Here is a 16,058-nt window from a genome sequence, read left to right as displayed (position 1 = left end):
CTTAATATATCGGTGTTATAACTATTATCTGGCGTTTTATTGCCTGGTCATCTTCTGTTAAATGAAGCTTAGAAGTTAACGGTTACTTCATTTGAACATGCTGTTGATGCGTCACAAATTTGATACACGAATTGGCTACCTGTTGTGCGACGTTCACGGTCACGGTAAATACCCGCATTTTCTACCGTATCAATTTTTACACCATTACGGAAAATATCTACACTATCTGCTGAAGTACCTTCCCAAGTAATATCAACACGTAAGCGACCTAAACGAGACTTGTATGCACGTTTAACCGCGGCTTCAATACTTACTGATGAAACAGTGACCAGCATATTTTCTGTAGTGTTTAAACCTTCGCTATCTGTAACGGTAAGTGTAACTTCATAGTTACCCGTTGCAGCGAAAGTATGTACAGGGTTTTGTGCGCTCGATATAGCACCGTCGCCGAAGCTCCAATCCCAGCTAACCATATCGTCATTTCTATCAGTGCTGCTATCCGTAAACGTAGCGGTTAGACCGTCTGCTTGATAAGTAAAGCTCGCTTGTGGTGCGCTAGGAAGTGTTTCACCAATACCAGTAATAGTCAGTGCCCAGTTGTTTAATGTGCCGGTATCTGCCGCTGCATTATCAGCAACACTTAATATCCAGTCACCCGTGGCTACTTCGCCGTTGAAAGCTGAAGAGCTAAAGGTACTATCAATGTTATCGTCGCCGCCACCTGATGCACTGTGCAGTGGTGCCGTAGTCCCTGAAGGAGATGTTAACATGACGGTTAAGTCGCCAATCCACGTATGAGTAATATTTACATAAATATCAGAAGCAAAAACGGTAAGTTCATCTGCAACATTAATGGTTGAAGAAATACCTTCTGAATTGTTATCAGGAATACTAATAACCTCATCATTCGTGTAAGTAAACTCGTTCAACCCTTGTGGATTAACCATTAAGCGAACAGTAGATGCTTTAACTAAATCATCACTTGTTCCCGTTACCACAAAAGTATATTCACCCCATTGTGTTTCCGCTGTTGTTGGTACACTCAGTTCAAATGTTGCACCTGGCGTTGCAGTATCTGTTGATAATGTTGCACCAGCAAGTGAGCCATCTAAAGTTAAGCTAACTTCACCGTTCCAATCGGCAACAGAACCAACATTAAAGCTGTAAGTTGCTGTTTCGCCAGCTTCAATAGTGTTTGAACCTGGTGTTGCTGCAAGCGTAAAACCAGGTGTTGGATCCGCATCGTTTAGTGCATTATTAACGTTCAAGCGTTTTCCTGATACTGTTTTACCTGCAAGTGCAGCGTTATCATCACCAGAGCTCATTAAGAGTGCTTTCATTTCAATCGCACTCAGTTCAGGATTTACTGACCAGGCTAATGCTGCCGCACCGGTAACATGTGGCGTCGCCATCGAAGTGCCTGAATATGATGCGTAGCCACCACCGGGTACTGTTGATAAAATATCAGAGCCTGGAGCACCTAAATCAACAGTGGTTAAGCCCCACTGTGAAAAACTAGACATACTATCAGTACGCGTTGTACTTGCTACGGCTAAGACTGAATCATGCGGGTAGCCAGAAGGATAGCTGCTTTGCGCATCGTTGTCGTATGCATCGTTACCTGCGGCGGCAACAAACAAGATGTTAGCTTCTTCAGACGAAGTAATTGCATCAGAAAGTGCTTGGCTAAATCCGCCTCCGCCCCAACTGTTATTAGTAGCACGTACGTTTATGCCATTATTTTTTAAATCAACGAAGTAATCAATACAGGTTAATGCGTCAGAAAGGCTACCAGAACCCGATGCACTAAGGAATTTACAACCTATAATAGATACATTGTGGTTAACACCAACTACACCTAGCCCATTGTTGCCTGTTGCTCCAATCGTACCTGAAACATGACTACCATGACCTGCGTCATCCATAGGATCACCCACACCGGTAATCGCATTGATACCATGCATATCATCGATAAAACCATTGCCATCGTTATCAATACCGTCACCCGATATTTCTGCAGGGTTAGTCCAGACATTCGCCATTAAATCAGGGTGTGTATGATCAACACCGGTATCAATAACACCAATGATCACATCATGACTACCCGTAGATATATCCCATGCTTCAGGAGCATCGATATCTGCATCGGCAACACCACCACCTTGACCGGTATTATTCATGCCCCAAAGGTCAGCGAAGCTACTATCGTCAGGTGTTACGCTTGCATGAACAATATAATCAGGTTCAGCATATAAGACAGCTGGGTTTTTACGGAGTTTTTCAAGTGCACTTTTGACTGAAATATTATCAAGGGTAAATTTCGCGATACGGCCTTTTTTCAAGTTGCGATATTTATCATCAATTTCGTCATTGTTTAAATCAGAAATTTTAGCTCGCACTATGCTGCGGGCAGCACGACGGTCAAATTTAGATGCGCTATCTTTATAGACAACAATCACTGAGTCTGATTTATAAGTAAGACCTTCTTTCGAGCTAAGGTCTAGTGATGCATTAGCGAACAAAGGTAGTAACGCCAATGTTAAAGCTGATAATTTTGCTTTCATGTTTTGCTCCATGTTTATTTTTAATCGTTAATTAAATTATGTGTAGCCTACAGACAATTATTAGGCTGAATTCCTTTCTTTCTAAATATTTCTAGCTATGGGTTTACGCAACCTTATTACTTTAATCATAAAAATAGAGGTGTGACTATTAAAATGTAACAAACACGACTTTTTCATTACTTTAGCTAGATTTTTTTGAGATTTTTTACGACTTTTTTACTACTTTTTCTGTATTTAATCTGAGAAGTTATTAACTAGTCCTTTTTTGTTAGTACTTATGTTTTAACAAAGTTTTAACGTATATTTAACTTGGGGTTGTTGTTTATCTTATTGTTTTTTAATGTTTTTATTGGAATGGTAAAATAGGGTGATATATATTTGTTACTAAACAACGTACAGTTTTTAATGCAACGAAGTAAAACGAATAGAGTTTTTGTTTGGGTTTCTTATGGTTTTAATTAGAAACGTATTCAAAGTGCTTATTTACCATTTTTTATCGTTTTAAACGCTAAGGTGATATTTATCAAATTAGCGATTATGTCAATAAGCCAGGCTGGTTAAATACTGTAAGGTATATAACTTTTTTTAGGGTTAACTTATTGAAATTAAGTTTAAAATTATTATTTTGGTACTGTTCGTTATTATTGTTAAACAGTTATGGGAATACAAAACGCCAATACAGGTAAGACAACAAGCTTCTTATCCATTAAAAACATTGTGAGTAAATTGTGTACTCAAATAAAAAATAAAAAATAGGGATATATTTTGAAACTTAATAAATCATTAATCACTTGCGCCATTGTTATGGCACTAGGTTTAAATCAAACGGCTTTTGCCGGTGAAGATACCAAGGAAGTTACAAGTACGGTTGTTATTCAATCCGATCTGATGGTCAATGCACTAGGGAATGTGATTATGTTGTCACAAAGCTCTACGGTAGGTACTGATTTAGGTAATGAAACGACTATTTTTCAAGAGGGTGATGTCAATGGTACTGGCTTTACTGTGATCGGTGAAGGCAACATCGCAGAGATCATGCAAATAGGCGCCGAGAACTTAGCTGTTGGTACCTTTATTGGTAACAATAATGAACTGTACGTTGATCAAGATGGTGATATCAACGAAACAGAAAATAACGTTACCGGTGATAATAACCTTGTTGAAGTAAGTCAGCTGGGCGCTGGTTATTTGGGTATTGGTAATCGTGTTGTTAATGAGGTTGTGGGTGACGGCAACGAAATCACTGTAGATCAAGGTGACGGCGGTCATTGGGCTATTAATAGTGAACTAACCGGAGCCGATAACACTATCGATATTGTCCAAGATGGCGAATGGAATGAAACTTACCTCACCACTATTACCGGTGACAGCAATACTGTTGAAAGCACTCAAGATGGTTATTGGAATGTGACAAGGGTATCAGCGATTGAAGGTGATGCAAACGAACTTGAAATAGAGCAAGACGGCGCTCGAAACCAGGTTACTATCGCATCAGTTGCTGGTGATGAAAACGAAATTGCTATCGATCAAGAAGGTGATAACAATATCGCTGAGTCAGGACTTTATATCGGTAATGCTAACACCACTGACATCATGCAAAACGGTGATGGAAATACGGCTAGCTTTGATGTTATTGGTGATGAAAACGACTTTAACTATATACAAGTAGGCGATAGTAACAGCAGTTATATTGGCGCTATTGGTACTAATAATGAATACACTTCTGTTCAAGTGGGTAACTTAAATGAAAGCCACGTTGTTAACTTTAATGGTAATAACAATAACATTGACGTGATGCAATCTGGCGACGAGAATGTTGTTGTTCTAGAAGCTTCAGCTGATGACAATGTCTTGACCACAAGCGAAAATGAAATTTCAATCGCTCAAACGGGTTTTGCTAATGACGCGGTAGTGGTGTTAAGTACTATTCTTAGTAGTAATGCGAATACCATAGATATTGCTCAAAACGGCGAATTAAACTCATTAGATATTCTAGTTGAAGGCAGTAACCACGAAATTGGTATCGAACAAATAGGTGATGAAAACTTAATCTATGGAACTGATGGCGGCGCTATGCTTATTGGCGGCGACAATATTGCATTTAACATAAGCCAAGTGGGTAATGGCAACGTTGTTGAGGGATCTTTTATTAGTGATTCTGGCGTAGTTTCTATCACGCAAATGGGTGATTGGAATTCTGCGGTCATTGTACAGCAGTAATGACTTGTTAATCTAAATTTGGATAAGGGGCCACAGGCCCCTTTTTATGTCTCTTAATATGCTTAAATATATATCTTTAATCTTGATCATCCTTTTATCGTTATTTTCGCCTTCTAGCCATGCGTCTAGTGAAGTCGAAATAGGGGGGTTACTCCTTGATAATACCAAGAGTCGTTTAGGACATGATTTTTACTTTAAATTTAGTCAGTTATGGCATGACGTACCAAACACGCAAGGCATCAATGTTCAAATAATAGAACAAATTGTACCCAGAGCAGGCACTAAGCTTAGTTTAGTGCTTAACCGTCGTATTATTTATGTTACTTACTTTGGGCGACGCCAATCACCGGTCAAAGAAAAAGTAGAGCAAGCGATATTTATATTAATCGATGCAATGTCGCAGCCTCAATATAGTCGAAATAATATTGATATGGCTGGGAATGGTTTTTAGTCATAAGGAAAGTAGCCATGAAAAAATTAATATTAGCTTTAGCGATTCACCTTAGCTTAAGCGCTTACGCAATGAGCTCAGAATTAGTTTATACACCCATTAATCCAAGCTTTGGTGGTAGTGCATTAAACGGCAGCTTTTTGTTAAGTAAAGCGCAAGCACAAAATAAACATAAAGCAGAACAGAGTAAAAAAAGCTTTGAAGAAAAAGTATCAGATGCTATTGAACGGGCAACAATTAGCGATATTGTCAGTCAATATAAAGACACTGTTTTAGGTGAAAGTGCGGTATTTAATAATGAAGGCGATACCACTTTTTTTAGTGGCGATTATCAAATTGATATCTTATCTGCTAACAGTGACAGCATTACTATCGAAATTACTGATTTATTAACAGGTAAAATAACTATAATTGAAATACCGAAGTTTGGATAAACCATGAAAAAAATTATAATCGTGACCCTAGTTGGCCTGTTATCGGCCTGTAGTGTATTGGATTCAGCGAGTAATTTATTTCCTCCTAAGCAGTCATTAGCAACAAAAATGATGCCGTTAGAAAGTTTTAAAGAACTAAAGGCTTTACCTAAACCTAAAGGACCAATAGCCGTTTCAGTGTATGCTTATCGAGACCAAACAGGACAATACAAACCGCAGGCCAATGTCAGTTCATTTTCGACTGCGGTCACTCAAGGCGCCACCTCTATTTTAATGCAGGCGTTAAGTGACTCTGATTGGTTTTTACCGGTAGAGCGTGAAGGTTTGCAAAATGTGCTAACTGAACGAAAAATTACCCGCGCAGCCAATCAAGCAAATAAAGCGACAGAAAATATAGAATTACCCCCATTGACCACAGCTAAAATACTGCTTGAAGGCGGTATTATCAGTTATGACTCCAATACTAAAACCGGAGGCTTTGGTGCTGAATATTTTGGTATTGGTGCTTCAGAGCTCTATCGTGAAGATCAGATCACCGTTTATATGCGTGCGGTTGATGTGCGGACTGGGCAAGTGCTTGTGTCGGTATCTACCAGTAAAAAAGTGCTGAGCCAAGAAGTACGCGCTGGATTTTTCCGTTATATCAGTTTTAAACGTTTAGCTGAAATGGAAGGCGGTTATAGTGATAACGAACCTATGCATGTTTGTGTGCAACAAGCGATTGAAAAAGCGATCACTGAATTAGTCATTAAAGGCATCGCACGAAATGTATGGCGTGCTGACGTTTAATCGTTGTTCGCAACAACTAAAAGGCCAGTGATTAATCACTGGCCTTTTAGTTTGTATCATATTTAGAGCTGATGATATTAATTCGCAGTAAAGAGATAATCCTGTGTCCGACTGATCAGTTCAATACGATTTCTTGATTGGGTTTTTCTAAAAATACTATAAAGGTGCGTTTTTACTGTATTGGGACTAATGTGAAGCTGATCAGCAATTTCTTGATTTTTTGCACCACGAGAAACTAAACCAATGATGGTATTCTCACGTCGTGTCAGGCTGGGTAAGCTTATTGATTGTTGCTGTTGATTTGCAGGGAGTTGATTTAATTTACTCACTTTAACAAGTAACTCACTGAGCGCACTATTCATGGTTTTTCGTTTAAACCATCGCTCATTTTTTTGTAATCTTGTAATACCACGCAAAATAATGTCAATGCGTTCACCTTGATAAAATATCCCAGCAATGCTCGATATCAACAGTTGTTTTTCATCACATAAATTATCGGTAGCATTAAAAAAAACAACCCGTACTCTAGAGGTAAGTTGCTGTATTTCCATTGGAATATTTTCTGTCAAAATATAGAATTGTAAATCAATAAAAATCAAATCAAAAACTGTTATTAGCTCATTATTAGGTAAGGTTTCTGCTAACGTGATATCAATACCACAGGTTTTAACTAGGTCGGTAAACTGGAGGGTAGAGTGGTGAACTTCATTTTTTGCAATATTACTTACTACACTATTTGTTAAAAAGAAGGCTTTGAGCTTAAGTCCATTTATTGGATCCATAGTTAACTAATTCCCTATCCATGTAATATTCAATCCTTTTTATGCTTATTTAACCGATAAGAAATTACACAGATATCTTGTGTCTACTTAACAATAATTTTGCATTTGTTACATCAACATAACAAATAAAAAGCGCAATGTCGTTATAAAAGAATAAACATTTATAATTAAAAAATTACCCTTGAAAAGTATCCAATTACCGGCATTTAATTTCATTATCTAAATGCTTTATTTAGCTAAAATAGCCAGTGCAAGCCGAATGACTTTTGGTTAGAATACCTCGTCTATTTTTTACCTATATGCCAGAATATAAAAATGCCAGAACCCTACCAAGATTTAATTCAAATCTTTAATGACACATTTAGTTCCAGCACCAATACTCGTTTGATCAAAGGCGACGACGAACCTTTGTATAGTCCGGCAAGTAATGCCTGTGACTATCATCAAATTATTTTTGCTCATGGTTTTTATGCCAGTGCTTTACATGAAGTATCACATTGGTGTGTGGCTGGAAAAGCACGTCGGTTATTAGAAGATTTTGGTTATTGGTATATGCCTGATGGTAGAGATGCGGAGCAACAGAAAACATTTGAACGGGTTGAAATTAAACCACAAGCAATTGAGTGGGCTTTTAGTGTGGCAGCAGGGAAAAAATTTAATGTTTCAGCTGACAACCTCAATGGTGCGGCTGCCGATACTATTACTTTTAAAGAAAATGTTTTTCAGCAAGTGCAACAATATTTGCATCATGGGTTTCCTGTTCGCGCTCAAGAATTTATTGACGCACTGGCTAATTTTTATAACGTATCGTTGCCTTTGAATATCACCCAATTTTCTGCCAACGCAACATTTAATCACTCAGAGACTGTTACTCATGTTTAAACTTGGTTTTATTATCAATCCTATTGCTGGCATTGGCGGCAGTGTTGCTTTGAAAGGAAGCGATGGAGATGGCATTGCAGAACAAGCCCTAGCGCTTGGAGCTACCGCAAAAGCAAATCAGCGAGCAAGCTTAGCACTGTCAATACTTCTACCTTATCGAGATGACATTATCGTTTATTGTGCTAATGATCTTATGGGAGAGATGGCCGCTCAGGCACTTGGTTTTAAAACCCAAGTTGTTTTTCAAACCGATAAGCCTGAACATACCACGGCAGAAGACACTGAAAATACTGTAAAAGCCTTGTTAGCAGAGCACGTAGATATATTATTATTTGCTGGTGGTGATGGCACTGCCCGCAATGTTTGTAAAATTGTTGGCGACAAATTTCCTGTGCTAGGTATTCCTGCGGGCTGTAAAATTCACTCAGGTGTCTATGCCGTTACGCCAAAAGCTGCGGGTCGGGTAGTAGAGATGATGCTGACTAATCAGTTAGTTACCCTTACCGAAGCTGATGTTATGGATATCGACGAATCGTTATTTCGAGAAGGTATTGTTAAAGCAAAACGCTATGGTGAAATGCAAATTCCGGCTGAGTTACGCTATGTTCAAGCGGTTAAATCTGGTGGTAAAGAACTTGATGAGCTAGTGCTGCAAGACATTGCTGCTCATGTTATTAATGAAATGGACGATGAGCTTTTTGTGATTGGCTCAGGCTCAACCACCGCTTTTTTAATGGAAGAGTTGGCGCTAGATAATACTTTACTGGGCGTTGATCTGGTTGAACAGCAACATTTAATTGCCAGTGATGTAACCGAGCCGCAATTATGGCAAGCGATAACCTTGGCTAAAGCCGATAATAAAACAATTAAGTTGGTGATCACGTTAATTGGTGGACAAGGTCATATATTTGGTCGAGGTAATCAACAGCTCAGTCCACGAGTGGTCCGCGCCATCGGCAAAGATAATATTTTAATTATAGCGACGAAAGCGAAATTAACAGCATTAGCATCAAGACCCTTAATTGCTGATACCGGTGATAGTGATTTAGATATCGAGCTTTCAGGGTATTTACCGGTAATAACAGGATACAATGATCAAGTATTATACCCGGTAGCAAGTCCACAATAATGGGCTTTCAATCTATGTTTACAACTAATCATAAATTTTTTAAAACTTAACAGTAAGTAGAATTATGTCAATTGAAGAAAAAAAATCGTTTGAAAATATTGCTGCCCTTTATCTATATTTAGATAACTTATTTGATCAAGATAACAGTGATGACCAATTATTTGCCAGCAGCTATTTACGCGGCTTTATCAGTTTATCTGTTATTGAATTTGGTGATGAGTCGCAAGCACTCTCTCAAGAGCTTGCGCTAAGTATCGATGAAAAATTGCAAGCAGCCCGAACCGAATTGAGCCCGCAAGATAGAAAAATAGTACAAGACTATTGGCTAGACCTTAAACAATCATTTGTATCGGTTTAGTCATAACAGCCTTTATTAAATACTATAAATATTTACGACGAATAATATCGCGAATAACAAACCTGTTGGGTGATAAGTTAAAAAGTTCATGTCTACCAACAGGATATTCGCCACCCGTTAAATCAGCAGTCAAAATATCGGCTAATAGCGGCGCTGTACATAAGCCCCTAGCACCCAAGCCGGTAAGTACGTATAGATTTTTAATCACAGGTGCAGGTTCTTGATAACGCCAGTTTTTATCTTTTGCTAAATGGGCATAGTTGCTTTTATGCTGGGCTATATCAGGCATAGCGCCCACAACAGGTAAGTGATCTGGTGTCATACAGCGTAAACGAGCTTTACTCGAGGTAACGTCTTGTTCGCGCCATGATACTAATTTAGGCAGGCACTTTTCTAACATGGTTAAATTATATTGATCGCCAGCATCTGTTGCCACAATATCGAAACTGTCCTTTTCAAATGTCGCGCCGATGCAATGTTGTTGCTGGTGTGCAGGTGTTAGATAACCTTTGTGGCAAATAACGGTAGATAAGTTTTTGATCTGCTCGTTCGTTGCCATATTCGTTATTTGACCACGCACAGAACTCAGTGGTAATTCATCAATAATATTGAGTTTAATAGATTCAGCACCGCCGCAAAAAATAACAACTTTTTCATTTATTGTGCCTTTGCTTGTTGTTAGCTGCCAACTCTTGTCGTCTTGCTGGTTAAGTGCGGTAATATTTACTTGATTTTTTATCGACAACTGCTGAGTTTGCTGTGCTGCATTAAATAGCTGTTGAACTAATTCACCGGGCGCTATCCAGCCAGCGCTGGGCATAAACAACCCCCCGTGTTCAAGTGTAATACCGGCTAATAGTGATGCTTGCTCTGCATTTATACTGGTAATTAATTCTTTTGACCAAGGGTTGGTTTGCTCGAAAATTTTTTGTCTTTTTTCTAAAGCTGTTTTGTAGGAAATTTCAAGTAAGCCACACCAATCATGACTAAAAACAAACCCTTTGCTGTGTAAGTCTTTATAGCATTTTAGTGCATGCCAAAATGCCTGTTGGTAAAACAAGCTAATGTCATCAACTTGTTGATGAATGAGTGGAAATAACGCACCGACATGATTACTCGAAGCGCCTTGGGCAATTTCTTTATCTTTACAATAAAGTGTTACTTTTATATTTTTTTGAGTCAATGCATAAGCAACACAGGCAGCAGCAATGCCACCACCAATAATGGCAACACTTTCGGGTTGCTTAATAATGGGTCTAATTTGATAGCCTTTTCTTTCAAGCGGCGTATTTAAATTTTTTTGTTGTTTAATCACAAGTATTTATTAAATCCATTGGTTTTCAAGCGCTAAAGATAGTATTTTAACGTGAATTAAATGTGTCTGTCATAAAATTGTAAAAACCAGTGTACACGTGTACACTGAGCAGACCAGTTTGTGGGCAAATTTCTGTATGATATGCCTGATTTTTCAATTTTTAAATGGTTATTCAAATGAAACGTGTAGTGATCACCGGATTAGGCATTGTATCGAGTATCGGTAACAATGCGGAAGAAGTTTTATCATCTCTTAAAGCAGGCCGTTCAGGTATTAGTAAATCTGAAAGCTTTGCAGAAGCTGGTTTAAAAAGTCATGTTTGGGGTAAGCCCACGATTGAGCCTAAAGATCATATTGATCGCAAAGCATTTCGTTTTATGGGTGATGCAGCAGGTTATGCTTACATCGCTATGGAACAAGCCATTAATGATGCCAAACTAACTGAAGACCAAGTATCAAATGTTCGTACCGGTATTGTTGCTGGCTCAGGCGGCGCGTCTTCAGAAAATATTGTTATTACCACGGATACACTCCGTAATCGCGGTATTCGCCGTGTTGGCCCTTATGCTGTGCCTAAAACTATGGGCAGTACCGTTTCAGCTTGTTTAGCAACACCTTTTAAAATTAAAGGTGTTAACTATTCAATCAGCTCTGCGTGTGCAACGAGTGCACACTGTATTGGTAACGCCATGGAACTTATTCAACTGGGCAAGCAAGACATTGTTTTTGCTGGCGGTGGTGAAGAAGTTCATTGGTCTCTAGCGATGATGTTTGACGGTATGGGCGCTTTATCTGCGGGTCGTAATGATACGCCAGAACTTGCTTCACGTACTTATGACGCTGACCGTGACGGTTTCGTTATTTCAGGCGGCGGCGGTATGGTTGTTGTTGAAGAACTTGAACACGCTTTGGCTCGTGGTGCACATATCTATGCTGAAATTGTTGGCTATGGCGCAACTTCTGACGGTTACGATATGGTCGCTCCAAGTGGTGAAGGCGCAGTACGTTGTATGCAACAAGCCATGCAAGGTGTTGAAGGCAAAGTTGATTATTTAAATACTCACGGTACTTCTACACCTGTTGGTGATGTTAAAGAGCTTGGCGCAATTCAAGAATTGTTTGGTAAAGATTCACCGGCAATTAGTGCAACCAAAGCAATGACGGGTCATGCACTCGGCGCGGCGGGTGTTCATGAAGCTATTTATTCATTACTGATGATGGAAAACAGTTTTGTTGCTCCGTCTATCAATGTTGATAACTTAGATGAAAAAGCGCAAGGCCTAGATATTGTTACTGAAAAACGTGATGTTGAACTTAATTTGATTATGTCTAACAGCTTTGGCTTTGGTGGCACTAACGCTACTTTAGTGATGAAAAAATATAAATAATGACAAACAACGATAACTTGTCATTTAGTGTTTAACTAAATCAGAAATACGCTTTGAATATAATTAACCGCGTTTTTCTGTTTGGTTACATCTAAAAGACTCAGTATTATTTTGTTATTTAAAAAGCCACTTTATAGTGGCTTTTTTGCATTTAAGATACAATAACCCTCATCAGATCAATAATGACTTTAGGTTTATAAACCATGAAGATTTTTTACGATGAAAACATGCCTTTTGCTGAAGAGTTCTTTGGCGACCTAGGTGAATTACACCCATTTGTTGGTCGTGAGTTAACCGCTCAACAGGTCAAAAGTGCGGATGTTTTATTAGTGCGCTCGATTACTAAGGTTAACCAAGCGCTATTAGCAAGCAATTCAACTTGTCAGTTTGTTGGTACGGCAACAATCGGTGTTGACCATATTGATCAGAGTTATTTAACTGAACGGGGCATTACTTTTACCGCAGCGCCAGGCTGTAACGCTATTTCTGTTGCAGAATATGTGATCAGTGCCTTGGTTGTCTTAGCCGAACGTTACTTAATTGATTTGTTCTCGTTAACCGTAGGTATTGTTGGTGGGGGTAATACCGGTACTCGTTTAAGTGAAAAATTATCGGCACTGGGTATTAAGTATTTAATTTGCGATCCACTACTCGCCGCAAAACAGACAAATAATACTAAAGACCAACGCCATTACTCATCACTTGATGATGTTTTAGCTTGTGATGTCATTTCACTGCATGTTCCCATCATTGAAAATGGCGAACAGCCAACTTTTCACTTACTCAATGAAAAACGTTTAAAGCAACTGCACGAAAAGCAAATTCTTATTAACGCCTGTCGCGGTGAAGTTATCGATAATAAATCGTTACTGGCGCTTAAAAAACAAGGGCATGGTTTGAAAGTTGTTTTAGATGTTTGGGAAAATGAACCTAATATATTACATGAACTTATTGCCTACACTGAAATATCTTCTGCGCACATTGCAGGTTATAGCTTAGAAGGAAAAGCACGTGGTACAGAAATGCTCTATCAGGCATTATGTCAACAACTGAATATACCGATAGAAAAGCACCTAAGTGATTTTTTACCACGCGCCTCAATAACCGAAGTTGAAATTAATCAACCGTTCGAGCAAATACTACTAAACCAGCTCGTAAAAATGGTTTACGATGTACGTCGTGATGATGGAATTTTCAGAGAAACAATTTTAAGTCATGGCTTTGACCACATTCGGAAAACTTATCCGGCTCGCAGGGAGTTTTCTGCGGTTAAAGTAAGCATGACAAATCAAGCCAAGAGTGATGTGCCACATCATCTTGGTTTTCTTAAAAAGTAACTTATTTAACGTATATAAAGTACTAATCTTCAAAGCAAAGAGAGAGTGACATGGCACAGAAATTTGATGTCTGCGTATTAGGCGCTACAGGTTTGGTGGGTAAAACCATCATTGAAATATTAGAAGAACGTGATTTTCCAATCAATAAATTATACCCGTTGGCGAGTGCTCGTTCAGCAGGTGAATTTATTGACTTTAATGGTCAAAGTATTGAAGTACTCGATGCTGACCATTTTGATTTTAGTCAAGCGCAAATTGGCTTTTTCTCTGCGGGTGGCTCAATTTCAGCTAAGTTTGCTCCTATTGCTGGTGAAGCAGGGTGTATTGTTATAGACAATACTTCTGAGTTTAGATACGACGCAGATATTCCGCTAATCGTTCCTGAAGTTAACCCAAGTGCATTAGCTGATTATAGAAACCGTAATATTATTGCTAACCCTAATTGTTCAACTATTCAAATGATGGTCGCGCTAAAACCTATCTATGATGCTGTTGGTATTAATCGTATTAATGTTTCTACTTATCAATCAGTTTCTGGTGGTGGTAAAGCAGCAATGGACGAATTAGCTAAGCAGACTGCAGACTTGTTAAGCGGAAAACCTGTTGAGACTAAACATTTTCCTCGTCAAATCGCTTTTAATGTTATCCCGCAAATTGATGTCTTTATGGATAATGGTTATACCAAAGAAGAAATGAAAATGGTCTGGGAAACGAAAAAAATTCTAGGCGATGAAAACGTTCTTGTTAATCCAACCGCGGTTCGTGTGCCGGTATTCTTTGGTCACGGTGAAGCCTTACATATTGAAACGGGATCACCGATTTCAGCAGAAGAAGTTAAAGATTTGCTTGAGCAAGCTGAAGGTATTGTTGTTTGTCGTAATGACGAAGACTTTCCAACACAGATAGGCGATGCAAGCGGAAAAGATGCCACTTATGTTGGTCGTATTCGTGAAGATATTAGTCATAGTTGTGGGATCAATATGTGGGTTGTTGCTGACAATGTACGTAAAGGTGCGGCAACAAACAGTGTACAAATTGCTGAATTATTGGTTAAAGACTACCTTTCATAACATCCCTTTAATAAATGAGTTAGCGTTAAAGTTGAGTTAACCTTAAGATTTATTAAAGAAAAATCAAAACTCGTCGTTATAGTTAACGACGAGTTTTTTGTTTCATTATTACTAAAAAAATGTGTATTAACTTGCTATGATATAAACAGCAGGTGTAGGGTTGGAATAAAATTTGCTTTACTTTCTCTAGGCTTGAAGTGCCAAACAATTGGCAGTAAATAAAAATAATTAGGAAAACTTGATGCATCGATTATTACGCCTGTGCCTGTGGCAGGTAATATTTATAAGCATTACCACGTATAGTGTTTCTTTGTTCGCCTTTGAAGAAGGCGGTATTCGTATTCGGGGCCCCAAGGCGACGGATATGTTTCCGTACGATCAATACGGGCCTATTACCTCAAAAGATACCCTGTGGAACATTGCTTTAAAAGTTCGTCCAGACCCTACTTTGTCTGTTTATCAAGTAATGCAGGCGTTATATCAAAAAAATCCGCAAGCATTTAAAGAAAATAACTTAAACCATCTTAACAATGGCCAGTACTTAAAATTGCCGTCTGTTAGTGAGATGCGTGCCATAAATCCTCTTGCGGCAAAAAGTAAGTCAACCTCTGATGATAAAACATGGCAAAAGAAAGTTGCTAAAACCGTTAAGAAAAAAATTGTTCCTCCTGCTGAACTTGCCATTAAAAAGGAAGATTTAGACGCGACTAAAAAAGAAATCAATGCACAGCTTGAAGAAATAAACTCTAAGCAAACCGTTCGTTTAGAAACTATCCAAAATGATGTTTTAGATTCAATTGATGGCTTGCAGGCTATTCTTAAAGAAAATGCAGTTGTTGATGAAAAAATATCAACGGTGAATCAGCAGCTTAATGTTTTTAAAGAAGCTTCAACTATAGAAGATGAAAAACAAAACGCTCAATTAGCACTGATCATGTCACTTCAGCAAGAACTATTGAAAATGGCAGAAGCGAGTGAGCAAGCGTTATTATTAGAGAAGCAAAAAGCTGAACTTGAAAATGAAGGCATAACCTCGCAGCTTTGGTTTCAGATCTTAATGTCAACGCTACCAGCATTTTTTGTCTTGAGTCTTGTATTTTGGTTCTTGCGCCGTCAAAAAGGTGGAGAAACTGAAGCTGTAGCTAAGCCTAAAAAATCAAAAGCTGTTGCTCAAGAAAAAGCCAAACCAGCAGACACAGCTGAAGCACCTCTTGCTGCTTTAGATAACGAACTTTCACTTGATGATGAATTATCGCTTGATGATGAATTATCACTTGATGATGAACTTTCAATGGACCTAGGTGAGGATGAACTTAATTTAGATGATTCATTGTTTGCT

General features: G+C 38.5%; 14 protein-coding genes. 11 read left to right on the top strand and 3 right to left on the bottom strand.

All coding sequences use genetic code 11. From position 1 onward, the window contains the following. Positions 1 to 68: 68 nt before the first annotated feature. The gene (locus H4J75_RS18330; RefSeq protein ID WP_182214015.1) at positions 69 to 2,564 is read right to left on the bottom strand and encodes a S8 family serine peptidase; all 2,496 of its coding nucleotides are present in this window, start codon (positions 2,562 to 2,564) and stop codon (positions 69 to 71) included. A gap of 765 nt (positions 2,565 to 3,329) precedes the next feature. Here H4J75_RS18330 and H4J75_RS18325 point away from each other — a divergent pair. The 4 genes from H4J75_RS18325 to H4J75_RS18310 are packed head-to-tail and all read left to right on the top strand — an operon-like array spanning position 3,330 to position 6,458. Beyond that, entirely contained in the window at positions 3,330 to 4,784 is a 1,455-nt protein-coding gene (locus H4J75_RS18325) for a curlin (RefSeq protein ID WP_182222896.1), read from the top strand. Between the two features lie 46 nt (positions 4,785 to 4,830). Next, the gene (locus tag H4J75_RS18320) at positions 4,831 to 5,235 is read left to right on the top strand and encodes a curli production assembly/transport protein CsgE (RefSeq protein WP_259366432.1); all 405 of its coding nucleotides are present in this window, start codon (positions 4,831 to 4,833) and stop codon (positions 5,233 to 5,235) included. A gap of 17 nt (positions 5,236 to 5,252) precedes the next feature. After that, entirely contained in the window at positions 5,253 to 5,669 is a 417-nt protein-coding gene (locus tag H4J75_RS18315; protein WP_182222895.1) for a curli assembly protein CsgF, read from the top strand. Positions 5,670 to 5,672: 3 nt separating this feature from the next. Next, the gene (locus tag H4J75_RS18310) at positions 5,673 to 6,458 is read left to right on the top strand and encodes a CsgG/HfaB family protein (RefSeq protein ID WP_182214008.1); all 786 of its coding nucleotides are present in this window, start codon (positions 5,673 to 5,675) and stop codon (positions 6,456 to 6,458) included. Positions 6,459 to 6,535: 77 nt separating this feature from the next. Here the strand turns inward: H4J75_RS18310 and H4J75_RS18305 are convergent, their stop codons facing one another. Beyond that, positions 6,536 to 7,240, bottom strand: coding sequence for a LuxR C-terminal-related transcriptional regulator (locus tag H4J75_RS18305; RefSeq protein WP_182222894.1), 705 nt, complete (start codon positions 7,238 to 7,240; stop codon positions 6,536 to 6,538). Between the two features lie 315 nt (positions 7,241 to 7,555). Between H4J75_RS18305 and H4J75_RS18300 the strand changes: the two genes are divergently transcribed. From H4J75_RS18300 to H4J75_RS18290, 3 genes are all read left to right on the top strand, one after another. Continuing rightward, positions 7,556 to 8,122, top strand: coding sequence for an elongation factor P hydroxylase (locus H4J75_RS18300; protein ID WP_182222893.1), 567 nt, complete (start codon positions 7,556 to 7,558; stop codon positions 8,120 to 8,122). Beyond that, positions 8,115 to 9,251, top strand: coding sequence for an ATP-NAD kinase family protein (locus H4J75_RS18295; RefSeq protein WP_182214003.1), 1,137 nt, complete (start codon positions 8,115 to 8,117; stop codon positions 9,249 to 9,251). The genes H4J75_RS18300 and H4J75_RS18295 overlap by 8 nt, the downstream gene beginning before the upstream one ends. 64 nt (positions 9,252 to 9,315) lie before the next feature. Next, positions 9,316 to 9,609, top strand: a complete 294-nt coding sequence (locus H4J75_RS18290; RefSeq protein WP_070374290.1) for a YfcL family protein — start codon at positions 9,316 to 9,318, stop codon at positions 9,607 to 9,609. 22 nt (positions 9,610 to 9,631) lie between these two features. Here the strand turns inward: H4J75_RS18290 and mnmC are convergent, their stop codons facing one another. After that, a complete protein-coding gene (gene mnmC / locus H4J75_RS18285; protein ID WP_182222892.1) occupies positions 9,632 to 10,924 on the bottom strand; it encodes an FAD-dependent 5-carboxymethylaminomethyl-2-thiouridine(34) oxidoreductase MnmC in 1,293 nt (430 codons plus the stop codon). A gap of 176 nt (positions 10,925 to 11,100) precedes the next feature. On the opposite strand from mnmC, the gene fabB reads away from it, so the two are divergent. The 4 genes from fabB to H4J75_RS18265 form a co-directional block, all read left to right on the top strand. Continuing rightward, positions 11,101 to 12,312, top strand: coding sequence for a beta-ketoacyl-ACP synthase I (fabB, locus tag H4J75_RS18280; protein ID WP_070374288.1), 1,212 nt, complete (start codon positions 11,101 to 11,103; stop codon positions 12,310 to 12,312). Positions 12,313 to 12,515: 203 nt separating this feature from the next. After that, positions 12,516 to 13,649: a 4-phosphoerythronate dehydrogenase gene (locus tag H4J75_RS18275; RefSeq protein WP_182213998.1), complete on the top strand. Its 1,134-nt coding sequence runs from the start codon at positions 12,516 to 12,518 to the stop codon at positions 13,647 to 13,649. Between the two features lie 50 nt (positions 13,650 to 13,699). After that, positions 13,700 to 14,719: an aspartate-semialdehyde dehydrogenase gene (locus tag H4J75_RS18270; protein WP_070374286.1), complete on the top strand. Its 1,020-nt coding sequence runs from the start codon at positions 13,700 to 13,702 to the stop codon at positions 14,717 to 14,719. Positions 14,720 to 14,960: 241 nt separating this feature from the next. Continuing rightward, positions 14,961 to 16,058: FimV/HubP family polar landmark protein (locus H4J75_RS18265; protein ID WP_182222891.1), on the top strand; the 1,098-nt coding region annotated here is incomplete at its 3' end.

The sequence above is a fragment of the Colwellia sp. BRX10-1 genome (assembly GCF_014077545.1).
Classification (GTDB): Bacteria; Pseudomonadota; Gammaproteobacteria; order Enterobacterales; family Alteromonadaceae; genus Colwellia_A.
This window is presented reverse-complemented; position numbering and strand designations above follow the sequence as displayed.